The sequence below is a fragment of the Asprobacillus argus genome, assembly GCF_032248395.1.
GTDB classification, from domain to species: domain Bacteria; phylum Bacteroidota; class Bacteroidia; order Flavobacteriales; family Flavobacteriaceae; genus Polaribacter; species Polaribacter argus.
In genome coordinates, this window is record NZ_JAVTTO010000004.1 from 475,821 (window position 1) to 497,039 (window position 21,219).

Genomic DNA, 21,219 nt, shown 5'->3' on the forward strand with positions numbered 1-21,219 from the left:
AAAAAGTGTTGGCAAAACGTTAAAAAATACACGAGATTTTATGTACATGTTTTAATTGTTTATAAGATTGAATTTGTATTTTTGCCTCGTTTTAAACATCATATAAAATGAATCTACACGAATATCAAGGAAAAGAAATATTAAATAGTTTTGGCGTTAGAATTCAACGCGGAATTGTTGCGAGTAATCATAAAGAGGCTGTAGACGCAGCAAAACAACTAACTGCCGAAACGGGAACAAGTTGGTACGTGGTAAAAGCGCAGGTTCACGCAGGTGGACGTGGAAAAGGTGGTGGCGTTAAATTGGCCAAAAACTTACAGGAAGTAGAAAGCATTGCTAATGATATCATTGGTATGATGTTGATCACGCCTCAAACTTCAGCAGAAGGGAAGAAGGTACATCAGGTATTGATCGCTGAGGATGTGTATTATCCTGGTGATTCTGAACCGGAAGAATACTATATGTCTGTATTACTAAACAGAAATACAGGAAGAAACATGATCATGTACTCTACTGAAGGAGGAATGGATATTGAAACAGTTGCTGAAGAAACACCACATTTGATCTTTACAGAAGAGATCGATCCTGCAATGGGCTTGTTACCTTTCCAGGCTAGAAAGATCGCTTTTAACTTAGGATTGTCTGGTGGTGCGTTTAAAGAAATGACCAAATTTGTATCGGCATTATATACCGCTTATATCAAATCAGATTCTTCTATGTTTGAAATTAACCCGGTATTAAAAACATCGGATGATAAGATCTTAGCAGTAGATGCTAAAGTAACCTTAGATGACAATGCATTGTTCCGTCATAAAGACTATGCTCAATTACGTGACTTGCGTGAAGAGAATCCAATCGAGGTAGAAGCAAACGCAGCTGGATTAAACTATGTGGACTTAGATGGAAACGTAGGATGTATGGTAAACGGTGCTGGACTAGCGATGGGAACCATGGACTTGATCAAACAAGCGGGTGGAGATCCTGCAAACTTCTTAGATGTAGGAGGTACTGCGGATGCACAACGTGTGGAAACAGCTTTTGGAATCATCTTAAAGGACACCAATGTAAAAGCGATCCTAGTAAATATCTTTGGTGGAATCGTTCGTTGTGACCGTGTAGCACAAGGTGTAGTAGATGCCTATAAGAATATGGGGGACAAGATCAATGTACCGATCATTTGTAGATTACAAGGAACCAATGCTAAAGAAGCAAAGGAATTGATTGACAACAGTGGTATGGAGATCATCTCTGCGACGGAATTCCAGGAAGCTGCGGATAAAGTACAGGAAGTATTGACTGCGTAAGGAGTCAAGAGATATCATAAAAAAAGCCATTCTTTATGCTGAACTTGTTTCAGTAACTGAGTGGCATTTTTTATAGGGTAAGTATGCTTTTTAAACTTTATTGTGCCAAGTTTTTTACATGAAAAATTCATTTTGTAGCAAGTAAAGTATTGTTAAAATACAACCAATACCTAAAAATACAAATGCGATAAAATTGGCTGCAAATCCATTCTTCTGAATTGATTTTTGTAAAAATGATGCCCAAGTTATAAGAAGAAAAAAGAACGAATTCCATATAATAGCTATCCAAACTAGTATTCCCTCTATCTTTTTGCTAAATGGAATAATAAATTTATTAGGTTTCACTATCTCATCACTTTTGTTTATAATAAGAACTTCTCCATCAACAATTCTCGAAGTGGTTGTTGGTAACGAGCTGGTTTTGTTCACAGAATAGTATGTAGAGATATCAATTCTATCTCCTGGATTGAGCAAATCTGGTTTCAGCCAAATTTTCTTTTCGGATTTTCTATCACTTAATTCAATCGTTTCTGGTAGGGTGTTTAATTCATATTTTAAAAGCACTGCATTCGGGTCAAATTCAATTGCCATTTCTTTTACAAAGTCTTTACTTGTAATTGCAGAATTTCCTGTATTTACCAAACTAAGGTTTACCTTATAAAGGTTGTCAACAGCAATACTGTCAAACGATATAGAAATACCTGACCCTTTAAGTGTTGTCTTGTCAACTAATGAGATAAAGGAATCAATTGTTAGGGTTAATTCCTTCTTCTTTTCCGCAAGTACGAAGAGTACTATTGCCACTAAGATACCGATTAAACCAAGGATATTAGAATATTTAAAAATAGTCTTCAAAACATTCTTTGTTTCTTGCTTGCCTTCATTTTTAACTTGGTTAAAGTCCATATTTTCTTCTATTTGTAATTAAGCACAACGGTCTAGTATAAGAATAGTAGCGGATTTTGAAACGCTAACTTTTCGGTTAAACACCAACCTTTTTTATATTTACTTACTTTCGTTTTAGCGATTAAACCACTATTATTTTTATACATTCTTAGGTAAAGTTTTTAATCTATCCATTCTACAAAATCGGAGTTTTCTTCGTAAACTTTTCTCAAAACTTGTCCAATATATCCGCTTGGATTTGATAATGTTATGACTAAAGTATCAATTGCTCTTGTTAGCGGAATTAATGCCCATAAATAAACAAAACGTTTTCTTTTTTCTTCAATAGATTCAAGTGCTAATTCATTTGTTTCTTCTTCCTCAAATGTTTGCATCTTATAATCGATGAATTTGTCAAAATCAAGATTTACAACAGTCCAACCTTCAAGTCCTCTGCAGGATTCATATTGTAAAAGTCTATGTTCATTTAAGTCGACAACATATTGTGTTCTTAAATCTCTACTTGTTCCATCCCAAAATGAGATTCCGCGTTCTTTGTATTTGTCTGTATGAATAAATCTTTTGTCCTCATAAGGTTGGTCATATTCATCCATTTTTTGGTAAGGTTCTACTAAAGTTGGCGGAACTAAAAACATCATTTCATATGCTGAATTACCATTGGTTTTAACAAGTTCAAATTGTCTTTGATGTAATTCTGGAAAATAACCTTTGGTCGAAATAATTACTTTACCACCAATCAATTCTTTTTTAGATTCTAATTCCCAATTAATGTTGAGTTTTTCTGCAAATCTATTTACAAAATTCACTAGGTTAACTTTTTGTCTTAAACCCTTTTTTTCGTGTGTCTTTTTGAAATCATATTTCGGTTTTAATGCTCTTGTCCAATTACATTTATTTTGAGAACGAATTAATTGGTCAACACCATCCGCAATAATTATTTTTTCTTTCCCAAAAATTTTAAAGATTAATTCCTTTTCTAATTCTCCCCAATCTTGTGCTTCATCAATGAGTAAATAATCCCAACCTACTTGTTGATGTCTTGTTACCATTAACTGTGAGATTTCTTTTTCCCCAATTAATTCAAGATCTAAATATTCATTTAAAGTTTCTAAATGGCTCTTGTAATCTTTAATAAAATTCCTGATGAATTTCTTGTTGTTTTTGCTTTCTTGAACACTATCGCCTATTTCAAAGCCTACTACCAATTCATAAAAGAATTTATGTAAAGTTGTAATGTTTACTGCATAGTCATCTATTCCATCTGGAATTTCGGCAAGCGCTAAAGTTCTTTTAATATCACTTACTAAAGCGTGATTATATGTTAAAATTAAACTTCTTGAACCTTGTTGTGTAGCTAAATCACAAGCAATAGATAATAGCTTAATCGTTTTTCCTGTTCCCGCTCGACCCGATATGATTATTAACTTATCTCCAATAGCTTTCGCATATTGTTGGTTGTTGAGTATTTGACTCGTTATTTTTTCTATTTTTTTTCTTGTCAATTCTCCAGAACCATCTTTTACTTTTTTGAATAAATCAAAAATTCTATCTATTTCGTTTATATCAAACTCTTGATTTCTACGTAAAGAGTTAAATGCAGAATAACCTTTTAAGTTACCACTATTCTTATCAGTTGGTGTCCAAGGAATTAATTGAACACAAGCTAATTGCATTAAAAAACGCATATTAAATGTATTCGGTAAATAATTATGTTTATCATGGATATTTGAATTGTTTCCTAAAAGATTCTTTATGGATTCCCAACTTACATTTCTTAACCAAATGAAATTACAGATGTATGGCGAAAAATTAATTCTGTCTTTAAAGAAATTAGTGAGAGAATACTTTTGATTTTCACTTTGAGTAGTTACATCAGAACGTTTCTCATTGTATTTTACAGATAGGGTTAAGCCATCTAATCGTATATCCGTAGCTCTGTGTCTTTTAGTCTCAAATACAAAGCAAAAGTCATTAATGAAAACTACCCTCATCTGTTGACCTTCTGTTCCATTTGCAGACTTGTGCTTTGTTTTTATTCTTTGACTATATCTTTCAAATTTTCCAATTGCTATTAAGTCAACATCTTTTGTTTCCTGACCAAACAAAGTTGCATTGCAAATAATTAAAATTTCTCCGTTTACTTGCCCGTCACGAAATTCCAATTCAAAGATTTCTTTCAAAGCAAGAGCATCTTTGTATTCGTTTGTTTCGTTATTCCCTTTGATTTTTATTCTTACGGACATTGTTTCTTCAAATGTTGCCTAACTAGTTATATCTCTATATTTTATGTCTTTATCCCATGTCATTTTCGGGATAACACAACTTTTAGTTTATTTTATGATGTAAAGAATATCTCCTCGCAAAAGGGTACTCTTATATATTCCAAATACATGGGTTGTTATAAAGAAGCCATACAATTAAGAAGTAGCAATTTAATTACTGTTACTTATAGGGAACGTAACGGTTTGGCTTCCTTTCAAAGATAGGAAAAAGATGGGAAAAACAAAATGAGGGAAACCGTACTGTAGTATTTGGTGCTTGGTATGAAGTATTTGGTATGAGGTACTTGGTATGAGGGTAGTTGGTATGGGGTAGTTAGTCCTTTGTATTGGGCAGAGAAACAAAATACAAGGTCATTACGAGGAATATAAAAGCTGAAACCGTAACATGTAAACATTTAAAACTAAGGACAGGTGTCCAGTACAGATAATGCAAAGTCCACTAAGAACTGGTATTTGTCCGTATTACCGGAGGTACCAATACTATGCATCAGTCTGGTTCGGTCGCCAATCCCTAAGGTTTGATAAGTATTGATAATGGTGGTTCCATTATTAGGATCGTGAAAATCCGGGTCCGTAGGATGCATGGAAGAACCAGGCTCTCTTCGGTAGACAAAGTAAATAGGAGGAGAGGCCGAGGTTACTTCATTGGGCGGATACCACCAGCTGGGTAGTGCCCATACACTGCTAGGTAGCGCATTGTACATATACAGTCCTTTGATGCCCGGATGTCCACTATGCCCGTATTTCCAGCTTAGAATACTGCCTCTGGAGGAACCACCAATGATGATATTGTTCGGATCTAAATTATAGTTGGCCGCATTGCCCTGTATCCATTGAAACATCAACTCGGCATCGTTCCAACCTGTTTCTACTTCGCTAGTCGAGTTTACCGAGGTCAGCGATTCCCAGGCAATGACAGAGATCCCCTGAGCGTGCAAAGCTGCAATGGTCGCAGCCGGCATGGCTGTAGTACCTCCATTTCCATGCGCATCAAAATAGATGGGGGTGGGGCAATCGGATTTGGCTTTATAGAGATCTAGAAACTGCCGCGATTCGGAACCATAAGGTACACCACGGATCACATAACTTTCGTTGATCAGACTGGTTAAAGGAATTTCTTCTGTGGTGGTACAAGAAGCAAAGCAATACACCAGGAATAGGGTTTGTATCAGTCCTCTCATAGATAGCATGGTTTCTATCTCTTTGACCCGGAGAATCAAGAAAGGTTTAATTTCTTTGCAAGTTTTGCAAATATGATAAAGTCAAATTACTTTTTTCACCTATTTCTGTATGTGCAGTAGTCGTACATACCTATATCTTTTTTGAGAATACGATATTTTCATATTCTTTTCCGTTGACGAAGAATTCTAATGCTCCAACATTTTTAAATTCATTTCTTTCATAGAATCTAATGGCTCTTTTGTTTTTGATATATACGGTGAGCCATAGGGTATCTACTGGTAGTTTTTTGGCCTGTTCTTCAACAAAAGTGAGTAACTGCTGTCCAATTTTTAAAGGAATAAAATCATTTAGGATGAAAATTCGTTCTAATTGACAACTGTTTTCTGATGTAATATGTTCGTTTGACGCATGTACTACTAATTTCGCATAACCGACAGGTAGCTCATCTGCATAGATGATATAAAAGAGTTGGTTGGGATTGTTTAGATTCAACGCTGTCTTAGAGACTGAAAAGTTCTCGTGAAGGTATGTTGCCACATCGCTTTTGTCTTCAATATAATGACCGTGAGATTCAGACCAGGTTTGTCGACCTAAAAGTGCTAAAATGGCGGTATCTGCTTTGGTAGCTCGTTTTATTTTAATCATTGCTATGCTTATTTATTCGTAATCTTCTTATATGATAGCCATGTAGCAATACAGCAATTGTACAACCTATAATGATTGGTGGGGCACTAAGTAGTGCTCCATATACAATGTAACCTATGTTAGCGATCAATGAAATTAAACGTAGTTTATATTCGCCTTTGGTAGACATAGAATACAGATTGATCACTAAAGCTGCATAACCAATACTATCAATTAAAAATGGATCCATGTTGTATCTTTTCTGTTTGAATAATGAGTAGGGGACATTATTCTTATTAAATGTGATAATACAAATGTAGAAAGCATTATCTCATTTTTAGTTTATAATCGAATTAATAATTGTATATTTGAATTCGATAATATCGAATATTGATAAATAAAATTTTGATTGCAAATGGATACATTAGATAAAAAGATACTTGAAATGCTACGTATTAACGCCAGAGAAAGCTTTGCGAATATTGGAAAAGAAGTTGGATTGTCTGCTCCTGCTATTGGCAAGCGGGTTAGACAAATGGAAGAAGAGGGTGTTATAGAAGGTTATGGGTTAAAAGTAAATCATGAAAAGTTAGGCATAGAGACGAAAGCATATATAACATTGGTCATACACCGAGAGCGAAGAGGGTCATTTGATGTTCAAAAACAAATACAAGCAATGGAAGAGGTGCAAAGTTGTCATAGAATTACCGGTGATGATTGCTTATGCGTCTTAGGTTATTTTAGAAACAATAGACATCTTATTTCATTTCTTGAAAAAATGGCAGCATACGGATCTTCTAAAACCAGTATTATTTTAGAAGCGTAATTCATTTCCTTTAAAGTTTCTATAAACTGATAACTTCATTCTGGATGTCATTTCGAAATGAGTTTCATAGAAACGATTGAGAAATCTATGTTGAGCGTGACCATTTATACTGAGATTACTTCGGAAACGTTGTTTCCGCATAATAACATCTCGACTGCGCTCGATGTGACTGCTTGTGGTTAGACGCCACAACGCTGCTGGTCTTTCGACACAGCAGGTTGGACATGACAATGGTAGTGTTTCTAGGCCTGTACTCTTTTTCTATAGAATATATAGGAAATGATCAATAAGATCAAAGGAATAACTGGTCCGAAGGCCTCGCCATCTCCGGCATTGACATGGGCAATGATGGCAGCAGTCAGGTTTATGGCGAATCCTGCATAGGCCAATGTTTTAACTACCCGATGCTTGATCAACCAAATCGCCAATACCCCTAGAATTTTTGCGATCGCTAATGGATAGACAATACTTGCAGGAACCCCTAAGGCGGAGAATAGCTCGCTCACCATTTCATATTCAACAAAATAGGTAATAGCTCCGGCAAGGATCATTAAACTAAATAAGGCGGTAATGACATAGTAAATGATGGTATCTCTTTTTTTCATGGTATGATTTAATTACAGTTTTGTTTGGCAAACTTAAACGAAATGGTTTAATTTGGAAAGCCGATATACAAAGTATAGTGGTATCCAAAAGTATAGCGATATGAAAAATAAAGAACTCGAGGATGTTAAGGTTCCTATGAAAGAACATTTTGGGAATTACATGCTCCCCATTCGAGATGCACTCGAAGTGTTTAGCGGAAAGTGGAAGGTACCTATTATTACAGCACTGTCGTTTTATAAGACCTGTGGTTTTAAAGAACTGGAACGTATTGTGGAAGGTATTACACCCAAAATGCTATCTAAAGAATTGAAGTTTCTGGAAGAAAACCTATTGATCATCCGAAAAGTGGAAGACACGCGTCCGGTAACAGTGAGCTATAGCATTACCGAGTATGGAAAATTATGTGCTCCTGTGATGAGTGAGCTGTATCGTTGGGGAGTGGAACATCGCAAAAAAGTATTTGATATCGATGGTGAAGGCTGGGAAACCTGCTGATCTTTCGACACAGCTCGTTCCACATGACCGTTTACACAGAGATTACTTCGGAAACATTGTTTCCTCGTAATGACATCTCGACTGCGCTCGATGTGACATATACAATCAGAAAAACGCCGCTCATAGAGCGACGTTTTTTATTTAGTATTGTAAACTTATTTAAGGTTTTACTTTTTCTTGGCCTTTGTCTACAGCTACACGTTCTTCACGATTTGCTACTTCCCAGGCCGTATGGAATACCAAACGTGCTCTGTTCTCTAATAGATCGTAGTTGATCTTATCTGGCGTATCGCTTATTCTGTGGTAATCGTCATGCGTACCGTTAAAGTAGAAAATGATCGGAATGTTGTTCTTTGCAAAGTTGTAATGATCCGATCTGTAGTAAAAACGGTTTGGATCGTTCTCATCGTTATAGGTATAATCTAATTCGATGTTTGCAAACTCTTTGTTTACTGCTTCCGAAAGGTTGTGTAGATCTGTACTTAACTTATCACTTCCAATTAAGTAAATATAATTACGATCTCCTTTACGTTTTGGATCGATACGACCGATCATATCAATGTTTAAGTTAGCCACTGTATTTGCTAAAGGCACTAAAGGATCGTAGTCTGTATAGTATCTAGAACCTAATAATCCTTTCTCTTCACCCGTTACATTTAAGAAGATCACAGAACGTTTTGGTCCATGACCATTTTCTGCCGCCTTTTTAAAAGCTTCTGCTATTTCTAAGATCGCTACGGTTCCTGAACCATCATCATCTGCACCGTTAAATACTTCTCCTTTGGCATTAACACCTACATGGTCTAAGTGCGAAGAGATGATCACATATTCCTCTGGTTTTTCAGAACCTTTAATGATCGCTGCTACATTTTCAGAAGGCTTTGGCGCCATTTTACTTTTGTAGCTCATATCTACCTTTGTTTTCACGGTAGCAGGTTGAGTAGCTGTCATAATATTACTTACTAAGGCTTTCCCCATGTTTTCACTGATCATAAAAAAGTAGATTTCTGGATCTGCATCTTTTTTAGGAGGTAAAGACAAACGACTACTACGTCCGCTTTCCTCACGTCTTTTAAAGAAAGGTGCATAACGTTCAAATAAGGCTTTGTCCATAAAAAACAATGCTTTCGCACCGTGTTTCTTAGCCGCATCTCTTTTTGGAGAGATTGCCTGACGTCCGTTAGACCATTTAGAAGCATCTTTGCTCCCTGAAATGATATTGTTACCATCTTTGTCTTGTGGTTCACCACTTCTAACAACGACTATCTTTCCTTTTACATCCAGGTCTGTGTAGTCAGAATATTTTTCATCGTCAATTCCATACCCTGCATATACAATGTCAGATACGTTTACATTTCCTGATGCAGCAGAAGTCAATGAAAGAAAATCTTCGAAATAGGTAAATGATTTTCCGTTTACGGAAATATCTACCGTTGGTGTTTGTACCACATTCAACGGCACATTTTGGAAATAGTTTCCTTCAATTACTGGAGCTATTCCTAAAGCTTCGTATTCTTTCTTCAAATACTCCACGGCTTTCTTTTGCCCTGGCTCCCCTGTATCACGCCCTTCGAACTCATCCGAAGCATACGTAAATAAATGCTCTTTTAACTCATCTTGTGTGATCGTACTGGCGTAGCTCACGATGTCTTCTTTAGTAGCTTCCTTTTTACAAGAAAAAACTAGGAATAAGGTACCTACTAGTAATAGTGTTTTTTTCATTTTAATTGTTGTTGATTTTTTGAGACCTACGATATTACGAAAAAGAATGCAGAGAACCTTTTAAAAGCCCCATTTTTAACACTTATGAGAAATCTGTTATATTGAAAATCTGCCAGAAATTGTGGTCAGGTCTTTGTCTACGAATGCTAGAAACTCCCTATTTTTGGTGAAAATATGTACATGACGACAGAGATTCCTATACTACAACGGTGCTCCGAATACCAAGATCGTATTGCTATTATTGATGAGCAAGGGAAGTATACCTATGCTACTTTGCTACAGGATGCGCAACAGGTGACGCATCACTTGTTGAGTGCTAATCGTTCTTTACAAGAGCAACCCATTTGTTTTTTAGTGCCTCCACAGTATACCTATGTGCAAACACAATGGGGTATTTGGTTGTCTGGTGGTATTGCAGTGCCTTTAGCGGTGAGTCATCCGTTAGCGGAGTTGGAATATGTATTGGAAGATACTGGGACTTCTTTTTTGATCTATCATCCGATATTTGAAGAGAAGGCATTGGCCCTGGCCGAAAAGTTCTCGATTCAGCTTATCAATATTCTCGAACTTCCTAAAGTTGATATAAACATTGCATTGCCTGAAGTACAGTCAGGTCAAGGGGCAATGATGGTCTATACCAGTGGTACTACGGGAAAACCCAAAGGAGTGGTTACCACACATGATAATATTACCGCGCACATAAAAGCCTTATCAGAAGCATGGCATTGGCAAAAGGAAGATCGTATTGTCAATATCTTACCCTTGCATCATGTGCATGGTATTGTAAATGTGGTGGCCTCTGCTTTATGGAATGGTGCTACCTGTTTTATGCTTTCTAAATTCGATCTGGAAAAGATCTGGCAATTGGTTGAAGAGGATCAACTTTCTGTTTTTATGGCAGTACCGACGATCTATGCAAAGATGATCGCGGATTATAAAACATTATTGGATACTAAAAAGACACAGGTACAGCAATCGTTTCGGAAAATGCGTTTGATGGTTTCAGGTTCTGCGGCACTACCAGTTAGTGTTTTGCAGGAGTGGGAGGGAATTAGTGGACATGTGCTGCTAGAACGTTATGGGATGACGGAGATCGGAATGGCTTTGTCTAATTCCTATACAGAAAAGAGAATTCCAGGCCATGTAGGAAAACCATTGCCATTTGTGCAAACGCGCGTGGTAGATGCTGATTATAAAGATGTGTCTACAGGAACTTCAGGAGAATTACTGGTAAAAGGGCCGAGTGTATTTAGTGAGTACTGGCAAAAACCGGAAGCAACGAAAGAAGCCTTTACGAAGGATGGTTGGTTTAAGACGGGAGATGTAGTGCAAGAAAATGAGAATGGAATTTATAAGATCTTAGGAAGACAGTCTGTAGATATTATTAAAACAGGTGGTTATAAAGTATCCGCTTTAGAAATAGAAGAGGTATTACGAGAACATTCTGAAGTGACGGAGTGTGCCGTGGTAGGTTTGCCAAGTGATGAATGGGGGCAAGAAATTGCAGCTGCCATGGTGTTGAATGATCCGCAGTTTGATCTGGAGCTATTGAAAGACTGGCTAAAACAACGACTGGCTCCCTATAAGAAGCCAGTACATTGGAAAATGTTAGATATGTTACCTAAAAATGCGATGGGTAAGGTGGTAAAACCTGAAATTGTAAAACTGTTTCTCTAAAGAAAGTTATAGCCTAGTTTTATAGTAGTGCTGGTAAAATTGGCACTATACAATGCGAATTGCGATAATCTGCTACTAGCGTTATGTCTAATCTCAATACTGTATTTCCCTTTGAACTCATAACCAATTCCTATAAAAAAACTTGAAGAAGCTTCTATTTTTAAGGCATCGACTCTATTTTCAAATACGATCTCATCGCTTAGAGCCATATCAAATATAACACCTGCATTCAGGAATACTTTATTATTGTCATTTAAGTACATATAGTGCCTTAATCCAACAGGGATTTGAATAGAACTGTAATCGATACTGTAAAACAAATTTGGATTGGCCAAATTCAAACCTTCAGTTTTTGCTGAATAAGACTGATATGTTGGCTCTATAAAGAGTGACCATTTATTATTATTAAAAGGAAATACGTATTCTACTTCGAACCCAAATTTGTACGATACTTTTTTCTCGAAATCAAAACGTCTCTCCTGACGATATGGATTATCAGCATCCGACGTCCCAATACTTATTTTACCTCTAATGTTAAACTTCCCTTTTCTTACTTCATTACTATATAATTCAGAGTTACTATCATGACATGCATTGTAGTTTGTAAAATAGGTAACCAGATCCGATTCTTTATAACGAATCTTTGAATCTAACGGTTGCTTCTGACAAGCAAGTTCTTCACGTAATGTTTTTTGATAGTTAAAGTTCTTTCCAATAGTACCATTTTTCATAGCGAACATTTTGTATTCAAGCGGATAAATACCGTCATCCAACATATAAAAGAAATGATTTACATCACCTGTCGAATACCTGAGAAGTCTAGCTTTTCCATCAACAATAACTTTTAGTAAGAGACTTTCTTTTTTAAAATTAGAGACTCTTACTTCGCTTAAATCACTAGCCTTTGTAGAGTATCTATCAATGTCTACGGTATGTCTTTCAAATAGAAATTTAGTTGGAATCTCTAAAGTATTTACCTGAGATTGAGAGATACGTTTTACTTCAGAACCTTCACTTAATCGATATTTGAATTCAGAAGGAACAGACATCCAGTCCTCATTTTTAATAAGACATGCTGTTTTATTACCATCTCTGGAAATAAAATACCCTTTTTCGAAATGTGCTTGTGAGAAAATACTTTGCGTAGCAAGCAATATAGCTATTGCTAAAAACTTTTTCATAACTGATTTTTTTAATTATTAGGCGCAAAACTAAGAAAAAAACTTATAATTTTTCTTTTAAAATTTTGATTTCATCGCGCAATTGTGCGGCAACGATAAAGTCCAATGCCTTTGCTGCAATTTCCATTTCTTTGCGCTTGTCTCGGATACGCTTTTCAATCTCTGGTTTTGGTAAATATTCCAAATCTTGCTCAGCTGCTTTTTGCGCAGCATTATTATAATGATAGGAAGACACAGCACTTTTTGATAAGGTATCATCAATTTTTTTGGTGATCTGCTGAGGTGTAATGCCGTGCTCAGTATTATACGCAATCTGCTTTTCTCTTCTTCTTGTAGTCTCATCAATAGTAAGTTGCATGCTACGCGTAATCTTATCTGCATACATAATGGCGATACCATTTACGTTTCTAGCGGCTCTACCTACCGTTTGTGTTAAGGAGCGATGACTTCTTAGAAAACCTTCTTTATCAGCATCTAAAATAGCTACCAATGAAACTTCAGGTAGATCTAATCCTTCTCTCAGTAAGTTCACTCCAATCAATACATCAAAGATCCCTTTTCGTAAGTCTTGCATGATCTCCACACGTTCTAAGGTATCTACATCAGAATGGATATAACGACAACGAATCGCTACACGACTTAGGTATTTGGTTAATTCTTCCGCCATTCTTTTAGTCAGTGTGGTAACCAATGTACGTTCGTCTTTGTCTACACGTATCTGAATCTCTTCGATCAGATCATCAATTTGATTTAAACTAGGACGGATCTGAATTTCTGGATCTAACAATCCCGTAGGTCTAATCACCTGTTCAACAAACAACCCTTCAGTGTTTTGTAGCTCATAGTCAGCAGGAGTAGCACTTACATAAATGGTTTGATTTTGTATAGCTTCGAATTCTTCAAACTTTAAAGGGCGATTATCCATGGCAGCTGGCAGCCGGAATCCATATTCAACTAAATTTTCCTTTCTACTTCTATCGCCGCCGTACATGGCATGTGTTTGTGGAATAGTTACGTGACTTTCGTCTATAATCATTAGATAATCTTCTGGGAAATAATCTAGCAAACAGAAAGGTCTGGTACCCGCATCTCTACCATCGAGATACCTTGAGTAGTTCTCAATTCCTGAGCAATACCCAAGCTCTCTGATCATTTCAAGATCAAACTCGGTACGCTCTTTTAAACGTTTTGCTTCCAAATGTTTCCCTATTTCTTTAAAATAGTCATATTGCTTCATGAGATCTTCCTGAATCTGATGAATGGCATTTTGCAATACATCTGGAGAGGTTACAAAGAGATTGGCGGGATATATAGTCAATTGTTCGAACTTCTCTATCACTCGGTTATTGACAATATCAAAGGATTCTATCTCTTCTATCTCGTCACCGAAAAAATGCACACGGTACCCATTTTCGCCATAAGAAGGGAAAATCGTGATCACATCTCCTTTTACCTTAAAGGTTCCGCTTTTTATTTCTATATCGGTTCTGGAGTATAAACTGGTCACTAATTGATGTAAAAATTTCGTTCTGGAAATTTGTTGACCAACTTCTATTGGAATCACATTCTTCTTGAATTCAACCGGATTCCCGATACCATACAAACAAGAAACGGAAGCGACCACTAATACATCTCTTCTTCCTGAAAGTAGGGAAGAGGTGGTACTTAATCGCAATCGCTCAATGTCGTCATTAATGGAAAGATCTTTTTCTATATAGGTACCCGATACAGGAATGTACGCTTCTGGTTGATAATAATCGTAATACGACACAAAATATTCCACAGCATTGTCAGGAAAAAACTGCTTAAACTCAGAATACAACTGGGCAGCCAAGGTTTTGTTATGAGCTAATACTAATGTAGGACGATTTATTTCTTCAACAACATTGGCAACTGTAAAGGTTTTTCCAGAACCAGTTACCCCTAATAGGGTTTGATACTTTTCTTGATTGAGAATACCTTCTGAAAGTTGTTTAATGGCTTCAGGTTGGTCGCCTGTTGGAGAAAATTCTGATACTAGCTTAAAATCCATAGCACAAAAATACGGATACTATTCATTTCTAATAAGACTAATATTGCCAATTTTTTGAATAATATTATCATTGATATCAATCAGGGTAGCCGAGAACCAATAATCATTTGGGATCATTTTTTTTCCATTGTAGGTTCCATCCCAGTCAGCATGATCAAAGCTAGAGATTTGATAAATGGCTTTTCCATATCGATCATATATTCTGATGAAAATGGATTTGTAAAATGCATCAGAGACTCCTTTTACATTCCAGGTATCATTAATACCATCATCATTAGGTGTTAAGAATTCAGGATAGCCAATAATGGCTACTTCTGTTTGATTGGGTGGTTCGCAGTTATTGATATCTCTGACTGATACGGTTTGCACTCCTGGAGTAACATTAAAGAATGTATGACTAGTACCACTTCCAAAATAATCTGTACCATTTATTGAAAATTGATATGTACTAGTTCCTTGGACCACTATGTCAACAGAAAAAGCCCCTTGATTTTCTATGACTTCTGCAGAAATGATAGCAGGCGGGTTATAGGTAGCAACCTGGAAGGTTTTGATGTTTAGGCACTCCAATCCATTTTCGGTTTTATAGGCTCTTAAAGTATATGCTCCAGGAACTTGTAATGGAAAACTGGTCGAAGTAGAGATTACCTGATTGTTACTGTTTAACCATTCAACACGATGTGCCGAAGCATCGGCTTGCAAAACGATCAAATTTACATTAGGGTCATTGCATATTAGATAACTGTCTTGTAGATCAATTATAGGTTTAGGGTTTACAAAGACATTAAAGGATTGTATCCCACTACAACTTAAATCTGCTTGAACGGCACGCATCCAGAGAACTCCAGAAGGACCATCATAATCATCATTCAACTGATTGGTCTCTCGTTGTGCATCTAGTTTTGTAGGAAAGAATTTAATAGTAGTAGTTATAGGTATTGCTAATTCAGCTCTGATCAAATTTCTTTTAACTCTAAGATCAAAGTTTCCAATGGGAGGTACAGCTGTACTATTGACTAATTCACAAGTGTACATATCAGAAATAGGTCCTAATTGTACAAAACTGGTTCTTAAAAAGAAGGAAGTGATCTGGTGACAACCATTGTCGTTGACCACACGAACAAAGACTTCTTCATCAGGCACCGTGTTTACATAGTTTTCAGGATCTCCAATTCGATTGCTATCCGCAATAGCATCTGCATTGGTAGTATAAAAGAAGAGTTCTTCTTCTAAATTTATATTGGTGATCTTTTCTTTGATGTTGTATAAATTATACAGACTAATTCCATCTGTATCATCATCGCATTGCACCAATTCTTGACCAGCAGTCAAATTAGGCAAAGCAAATACTTTTACACGTTTATAAACCGTGACATTGGCACCACCAACCACCATAGTTGCTTTGACCGAATAACTACCTGGAGATGTAAACAAATGATCTGGTGACATTAATAAAGATGTAGTACCATCTCCAAAATCCCATTCAATGGAATCGATGGGAGCATAGGATTCCGCACTAAAGTTAAACAGGTCACTGACACATCTATTTTCAGTATTGATCTTAGAGGCGAAATAAGATTGAATAAAATTAGGGAGCCCTCTTCTTGTTAGTCCAGGGCTTATGGCAATGGCGTTATGTCTATAGTTAGAATCAAACCCTCTTTCATTGGGGTTCTCAATAACTCCTAGATAATCACCTACACTACCACTAACAGGATCTCCATAAGAAAGGCTTACATATATTTTACCATCATTCCCCATTTGAATAGAACCAGCTCTTAGATCTTGTTCAAAATGCAGATAGAATTTATGATCTTCTAGTAAAGGCGGCTCGAAATCGTATTGCGCAACACTAGCAAGGGTGTTCCCTGGAGTAGTGGTTGTAAAATACAAAAACCGGGCATTGGCAGAAAATTGTACATCAATAGGAGGGAAATTTGCTGGTAAAGGCTCGGGTATGATCGTTCTTTCGAATTCCAGTTCTCCTGTCGTATTATCGAAGTCATAAATATAAATGAGTCTACCAGGAACTTCAGTAGTTTGTGCAGCAACAGCTAACTTTTTCCCGTTCGGAGAAAGCTTCATTGCTCCTAAGGTGGTAATAGCGTACTCTGTGGTATATCTTGTGCGTGATTCAATACCACCAGGTCCAATTTTAAAAACTTGAAAAGTATCTTTAGGATCTATTTGAGCTTCGCTAAGCCCAGTCATGGCAATTAGCCAAATGGATTTGCCATCGGCATGGTGCACCGCTGTCAATTTTTCAGCCGCGGCATAGGTTAATAAAGGTGAATTTTTTGAGGTTACCTTTCCTAAAGGATCTGCTGCCGAAAATGTTACCGTATGAAAGAATATTCCTTCAGGAGTATATGGGGTTGAGACCCCTTCTGATCTGGTTGTAAAGATATAATAGGTGTCATTAGAATTTGGTTTAGGTATAATGATCGAAGATTGTAAATGAAACGGATCACCATGTAAACCATCACCATTATCCATTACTTCATGATTTTTATTCCATATGGTTTGACTGTTAGTGTAGAACAATAAGTTCCCCTCTTCATCGGATATAGTAGCACAACCCGCAGGAGCAACCATATCTCCGTCAGATAGCACATTTAATACTCCTAAATCAAAACTTAAACCAGCTTTATTTCCAAAATACCAGTTTGTCGTTTCGCCTTGAGAGAATGCTTGAATACTTGTAAACAGGAGGGTTACAAGGGTTAGTATGTTCCAACTCTTTATCATAAGCACGTGTTGTCATAGCGTATTATTGACCTCTTAACAGACTAAAGTTACCATTTTTTTTGATAACATTATCATTTAGGTCGATGATTTCAGCTGTGAACCAATAGTCATTAGGGTCTAATCTTTTGCCATTGTAACGACCATCCCAACCTAAAGATTGAAAATCACGAATCTCATAAATGGCTTTTCCGTATCGATTAAAGATCCTAACATATATGGATTTATAATAACTGTCGGATACTCCTTTGACGTTCCATGTATCATTAATACCATCGCCATTCGGTGTAAAAAAATCTGGATATCCAAGAACAGATATTTCTTTTTCAGATTGCGGCTCACAATTATTTAAGCCTCTTACATATACCGTTTGAAAACCAAGAGGAACATTGGTCAGTGTATAATTCGTGCCATTACCAAAAAAATTGACTCCATCAATAGAGAATTCGTAAGAACTAGTTCCCTCTACAACTACATCCACTGAAAAAGAGCCGTCACTTTCGTTAATGACCTCAGTTGAAACAATAACAGGCGGGTTAAAGTATACTACTTTAAAGGTTTGTGAGTTTGAACATTCAAAACCATTTACAATATTATAAGCGACCAATTTGAATTTCCCCCTTTGGTTTAAGAAAAAACTTCGATCGGTTGAAACGATCTGATCGTTATTATTAGTATCTCGCCATTCAACTCGTTGGTTATTAGGGTCTGCAGTTAAAATTACAGGATTTACAGTTGGATCAATACAGATAAAGTATTTGTCATCAATCGTTACAATGGGTTTTGGGTTGACAATAAGATCGAAAGATTGCAGTCCGCCACAATTCAAATTTCCTGGTCCAGAAATTCTAACCCAGATGGTTTTAGAAGCGGAATCATAACTATCTGGAAGTTCATCTGTTAGCGTTTGAGCATCTGTTAAAGTTTCAAAAAATGTTAAGGTAGCGTTATTAGGAAGTCCTAGTTCTGTTCTTATTAAACCGCGCTTATTATTTAGATCAAAATTTCCTGTAGGGATGGGTTCTTCATGGTCAATCAGTTCACATGTATACATTTCAGAAATGGGGTCTACCTGCACAAAATTGGCTCTTACAAAGAAAGAGGTAAATTCTTGGCAACCATTACTGTTGACCACTCTAACAAAGATCTCTTGATCTGGAACAGTATTGACAAAAATGTCTGGCATGTCAATTCTATTACTATCCGATTGAGCATCTGCAGACGTTGTATAAAAGAACATGTCCTCTGCTAATAGTGGATCCGTAATTTTTTCTCGAATGTTAAATAGGTTGAATGTTGAAATACCATCCATATCATCATCACATTGTACAAGCTCTTGATTAGGAATTAGATTCGGTAATTCATATACCGTTACTTGCTTAAACGCTACTACACTATTACCAGCGACTGTCATAGTTGCGCGTACTAAATAATCGCCGGCAGTTGTGTATGCATGACTAGGCGCAGAAGATGAGGAAGAGTTTCCATCACCAAAATCCCACTGTACAGATTGCACAGGAGCATAAGACTCTACAGTAAAATCAAATGGTGCATTCACACATGCGTTTTCCGTATTTATTTTTGTTGCAAAATAAGATTGAATAAAATTGGGAAGCGCTCTTCTCGATGCATTGGGAAATAACCGAATAGCATTCGCTTCAAAGTTGCTTTCTAGCCCTTCTCCATTAGGATTATGAATGACTCCTATAGCACGTTCTCCAGTGCCATCATTATTCACATGAGCAACATATATTTTATGATCGTTCGATACTTGTAATGCTCCAAAAATTATGGGTCCACCTGAAGTATTTATTTGAACTTTATTACCAAAAATCGCTCCTCCTACATCGACTTGTATAATACCGGTATTGGTTTCACTAGCATTGGTATGAGAAAAATATAGATATTTACCATCTGGCGAAAATTCAAGTCCAATGGGTATTGGAGAGACTCCTATGGTTGGATCGGGTAATAAATTAACTCCTTCCGTGATTTGCCCGGTAACATTGTCAAAATCATAGAGATATATAAATCGTGATTCAGGTTCTGGAGAGTTTCCAGAGATCGCTATTTTATCTCCAGGAATGGACATGGTCATTTGACCCAGGCTTGGAATGTCATGTGTTGTAGTAAATTGAATAGGCGTGTTTGAAACGCCATTCTGATCAATATTGAAAACGCTAAAGGTGTTCTTTGGATCATCTTGATTTGTGTGTAAACCAGTTAGTGCAATTAACCATATAGATCGACCGTCTGAACTATGTGTAGCGGTTATTTTTTCTGCAGATGAAGCATTTACTATGCGGATATTCTTATTTGTAATTTCTCCTAGAGGCTGTGTTGCTGAAAAGGTAACAACGGAATAATAAACTCCTTTTGCAAAGGTCGGATTTGTGCTATTATCTGTCCTTGTTGTAAATATGTAATAAGTGTTTGCATCTCCAGGTTTAGGTATAATTATGGAAGATTGCAAGTTGTCTACTTGCCCTGCTAGATCTTCTCCATTCTGCATGATGGTATGATTTCTATTCCAGACTGTTTTTCCGTCGGTATAGAACATAAGATTACCATCAACATCAGAGATAGAGGATGAACCAGAAACAGCGCTCATTTGGCTGTCAGTTAAGAGATTTGGAGTGCTTCCATAAAAAGACAGTGCTGCTTGTTCCCCGAAATACCAATGTACAGTTTCTCCCTGCGCAAATAGAGTTGTGCAAGAAAATAATAATATTAGAATGCTATATAAATTAGCTAACCCTCTCATAGAATTTATATAAGTAAAATATCCAAAATACTTTGATGTACAAAGATTTAGGTACTAAAGATATTAATTATATCCTAGGTGTTTTAATCTCTACCGCTTTATTTTCTAAGCAGCGAGAAGTTACCTTTTCTTTCTCTGATAGCCCCTTGAGGATCTACGAGTTTAATAGCGAACCAATAGTCATCAGAAGGGAGTCTATTTCCACCATATTCACCGCTCCATCCTTGAGAGTCTATAGGTATGTTTGCTACGACCTTTCCAAACCTGTTAAAGATGTATATAGAACTTTCAGGGAAGAAGGTAGAATTGGCTCCTTTGACGATCCAAGTATCATTGATACCATCATTGTTAGGAGTAAAGAACTTAGGGAACTCTACTACAGATACTAATAGAGATACTTCTCCACAACCGTTTTTATCTCTGACTAATATATTGTAGAACCCGCCCTCTAAACGTTCGAATATCGGGGAGTCCTGGTAACTATGTATGATCACATTGTTTTCATCAGATAGGGCATATTCATAATCACCAATCCCAAGGTTGGTAGGATCAATAGTGATCGAGTTATTATCAGAATCATCAACAATAGTAACATCATCTTGTGTGATGGTTGCAATGATAGATTCATTTACTTGTATGGTTCTAGTTCTGGTACATCCTGTTCCATTAGTAGTTGTAGCAGTAACGGTATAGAGTCCTCCTTGATTAGGGCCAACGTTTATAAAACTACCAATAACCGTATTGCTATCAGGATCAGTCCATACATAATCATATATATCTCCAGGGTTTTCTACACTGATGGTAATACTGGGCCCGTTGTTACATACGATCTGTGGAGTTGTTACCTGAAAGTCTGGTAGAGGATTTACAATC

The 21,219-nt window shown here is 36.6% G+C and carries 17 protein-coding genes; 5 read left to right on the plus strand and 12 right to left on the minus strand.

The genetic code is table 11. The annotated features are described in order from the left end of the window. Positions 1 to 107 precede the first annotated feature (107 nt). Positions 108 to 1,304, plus strand: coding sequence for an ADP-forming succinate--CoA ligase subunit beta (gene sucC / locus RQM59_RS12535; protein WP_349242464.1), 1,197 nt, complete (start codon positions 108 to 110; stop codon positions 1,302 to 1,304). A 114-nt stretch (positions 1,305 to 1,418) separates the two neighbouring features. Here sucC and RQM59_RS12540 read toward each other — a convergent pair whose 3' ends face one another. From RQM59_RS12540 to RQM59_RS12560, 5 genes are all read right to left on the minus strand, one after another. After that, the gene (locus RQM59_RS12540; protein WP_349242465.1) at positions 1,419 to 2,210 is read right to left on the minus strand and encodes a hypothetical protein; all 792 of its coding nucleotides are present in this window, start codon (positions 2,208 to 2,210) and stop codon (positions 1,419 to 1,421) included. A 161-nt stretch (positions 2,211 to 2,371) separates the two neighbouring features. Beyond that, complete coding sequence (locus RQM59_RS12545; protein WP_349242466.1) at positions 2,372 to 4,453, minus strand: AAA family ATPase; 2,082 nt, start codon at positions 4,451 to 4,453, stop codon at positions 2,372 to 2,374. Between the two features lie 440 nt (positions 4,454 to 4,893). Continuing rightward, positions 4,894 to 5,430 carry a hypothetical protein gene (locus tag RQM59_RS12550; RefSeq protein WP_349242467.1) on the minus strand — a complete coding sequence of 179 codons (537 nt, stop codon included), beginning with the start codon at positions 5,428 to 5,430 and terminating at the stop codon, positions 4,894 to 4,896. A gap of 373 nt (positions 5,431 to 5,803) precedes the next feature. Next, positions 5,804 to 6,319, minus strand: coding sequence for a GNAT family N-acetyltransferase (locus tag RQM59_RS12555; RefSeq protein ID WP_349242468.1), 516 nt, complete (start codon positions 6,317 to 6,319; stop codon positions 5,804 to 5,806). After that, positions 6,312 to 6,548 (minus strand): hypothetical protein, encoded by a 237-nt coding sequence (locus tag RQM59_RS12560; RefSeq protein WP_349242469.1) that lies wholly within the window; start codon positions 6,546 to 6,548, stop codon positions 6,312 to 6,314. The genes RQM59_RS12555 and RQM59_RS12560 overlap by 8 nt, the downstream gene beginning before the upstream one ends. Positions 6,549 to 6,713: 165 nt before the next feature. Between RQM59_RS12560 and RQM59_RS12565 the strand changes: the two genes are divergently transcribed. Together RQM59_RS12565 and RQM59_RS12570 are read left to right on the plus strand one after the other, a co-directional pair. Further along, the gene (locus RQM59_RS12565) at positions 6,714 to 7,124 is read left to right on the plus strand and encodes an Lrp/AsnC family transcriptional regulator (protein WP_349242470.1); all 411 of its coding nucleotides are present in this window, start codon (positions 6,714 to 6,716) and stop codon (positions 7,122 to 7,124) included. Between the two features lie 57 nt (positions 7,125 to 7,181). Then, positions 7,182 to 7,307: a hypothetical protein gene (locus tag RQM59_RS12570; protein ID WP_349242471.1), complete on the plus strand. Its 126-nt coding sequence runs from the start codon at positions 7,182 to 7,184 to the stop codon at positions 7,305 to 7,307. Positions 7,308 to 7,366: 59 nt separating this feature from the next. Here the strand turns inward: RQM59_RS12570 and RQM59_RS12575 are convergent, their stop codons facing one another. Beyond that, the gene (locus tag RQM59_RS12575) at positions 7,367 to 7,729 is read right to left on the minus strand and encodes a DoxX family protein (RefSeq protein WP_349242472.1); all 363 of its coding nucleotides are present in this window, start codon (positions 7,727 to 7,729) and stop codon (positions 7,367 to 7,369) included. Positions 7,730 to 7,829: 100 nt separating this feature from the next. Between RQM59_RS12575 and RQM59_RS12580 the strand changes: the two genes are divergently transcribed. After that, entirely contained in the window at positions 7,830 to 8,225 is a 396-nt protein-coding gene (locus RQM59_RS12580; protein ID WP_349242473.1) for a winged helix-turn-helix transcriptional regulator, read from the plus strand. A 159-nt stretch (positions 8,226 to 8,384) separates the two neighbouring features. On the opposite strand, the gene RQM59_RS12585 is transcribed toward RQM59_RS12580, so the two are convergent. After that, a complete protein-coding gene (locus RQM59_RS12585) occupies positions 8,385 to 9,947 on the minus strand; it encodes a M28 family peptidase (protein ID WP_349242474.1) in 1,563 nt (520 codons plus the stop codon). Positions 9,948 to 10,127: 180 nt separating this feature from the next. On the opposite strand from RQM59_RS12585, the gene RQM59_RS12590 reads away from it, so the two are divergent. Continuing rightward, positions 10,128 to 11,624 carry an acyl-CoA synthetase gene (locus RQM59_RS12590; RefSeq protein ID WP_349242475.1) on the plus strand — a complete coding sequence of 499 codons (1,497 nt, stop codon included), beginning with the start codon at positions 10,128 to 10,130 and terminating at the stop codon, positions 11,622 to 11,624. On the opposite strand, the gene RQM59_RS12595 is transcribed toward RQM59_RS12590, so the two are convergent. From RQM59_RS12595 to RQM59_RS12615, 5 genes are all read right to left on the minus strand, one after another. Beyond that, complete coding sequence (locus RQM59_RS12595) at positions 11,621 to 12,805, minus strand: porin family protein (RefSeq protein ID WP_349242476.1); 1,185 nt, start codon at positions 12,803 to 12,805, stop codon at positions 11,621 to 11,623. The genes RQM59_RS12590 and RQM59_RS12595 overlap by 4 nt on opposite strands. 43 nt (positions 12,806 to 12,848) lie before the next feature. Next, entirely contained in the window at positions 12,849 to 14,837 is a 1,989-nt protein-coding gene (gene uvrB / locus RQM59_RS12600; RefSeq protein WP_349242477.1) for an excinuclease ABC subunit UvrB, read from the minus strand. A gap of 18 nt (positions 14,838 to 14,855) precedes the next feature. After that, entirely contained in the window at positions 14,856 to 17,585 is a 2,730-nt protein-coding gene (locus RQM59_RS12605; protein ID WP_349242478.1) for a T9SS type B sorting domain-containing protein, read from the minus strand. Between the two features lie 22 nt (positions 17,586 to 17,607). Next, positions 17,608 to 20,346 (minus strand): T9SS type B sorting domain-containing protein, encoded by a 2,739-nt coding sequence (locus RQM59_RS12610; RefSeq protein WP_349242479.1) that lies wholly within the window; start codon positions 20,344 to 20,346, stop codon positions 17,608 to 17,610. A gap of 98 nt (positions 20,347 to 20,444) precedes the next feature. Further along, the coding region (locus RQM59_RS12615; RefSeq protein WP_349242480.1) for a T9SS type B sorting domain-containing protein at positions 20,445 to 21,219 on the minus strand (775 nt) is incomplete at its 5' end.

What these genes read in the sequence shown, in the direction of transcription:
- sucC (WP_349242464.1), top strand. Translation starts at nt 108, where the DNA reads ATGAATCTACACGAATATCAAGGAAAAGAAATATTAAATAGTTTTGGC.
- RQM59_RS12540 (WP_349242465.1), bottom strand. Translation starts at nt 2,210, where the DNA reads ATGGACTTTAACCAAGTTAAAAATGAAGGCAAGCAAGAAACAAAGAAT.
- RQM59_RS12545 (WP_349242466.1), bottom strand. Translation starts at nt 4,453, where the DNA reads ATGTCCGTAAGAATAAAAATCAAAGGGAATAACGAAACAAACGAATAC.
- RQM59_RS12555 (WP_349242468.1), bottom strand. Translation starts at nt 6,319, where the DNA reads ATGATTAAAATAAAACGAGCTACCAAAGCAGATACCGCCATTTTAGCA.
- RQM59_RS12560 (WP_349242469.1), bottom strand. Translation starts at nt 6,548, where the DNA reads ATGGATCCATTTTTAATTGATAGTATTGGTTATGCAGCTTTAGTGATC.
- RQM59_RS12565 (WP_349242470.1), top strand. Translation starts at nt 6,714, where the DNA reads ATGGATACATTAGATAAAAAGATACTTGAAATGCTACGTATTAACGCC.
- RQM59_RS12570 (WP_349242471.1), top strand. Translation starts at nt 7,182, where the DNA reads ATGAGTTTCATAGAAACGATTGAGAAATCTATGTTGAGCGTGACCATT.
- RQM59_RS12575 (WP_349242472.1), bottom strand. Translation starts at nt 7,729, where the DNA reads ATGAAAAAAAGAGATACCATCATTTACTATGTCATTACCGCCTTATTT.
- RQM59_RS12580 (WP_349242473.1), top strand. Translation starts at nt 7,830, where the DNA reads ATGAAAAATAAAGAACTCGAGGATGTTAAGGTTCCTATGAAAGAACAT.
- RQM59_RS12585 (WP_349242474.1), bottom strand. Translation starts at nt 9,947, where the DNA reads ATGAAAAAAACACTATTACTAGTAGGTACCTTATTCCTAGTTTTTTCT.
- RQM59_RS12590 (WP_349242475.1), top strand. Translation starts at nt 10,128, where the DNA reads ATGACGACAGAGATTCCTATACTACAACGGTGCTCCGAATACCAAGAT.
- RQM59_RS12595 (WP_349242476.1), bottom strand. Translation starts at nt 12,805, where the DNA reads ATGAAAAAGTTTTTAGCAATAGCTATATTGCTTGCTACGCAAAGTATT.
- uvrB (WP_349242477.1), bottom strand. Translation starts at nt 14,837, where the DNA reads ATGGATTTTAAGCTAGTATCAGAATTTTCTCCAACAGGCGACCAACCT.
- RQM59_RS12605 (WP_349242478.1), bottom strand. Translation starts at nt 17,585, where the DNA reads ATGATAAAGAGTTGGAACATACTAACCCTTGTAACCCTCCTGTTTACA.
- RQM59_RS12610 (WP_349242479.1), bottom strand. Translation starts at nt 20,346, where the DNA reads ATGAGAGGGTTAGCTAATTTATATAGCATTCTAATATTATTATTTTCT.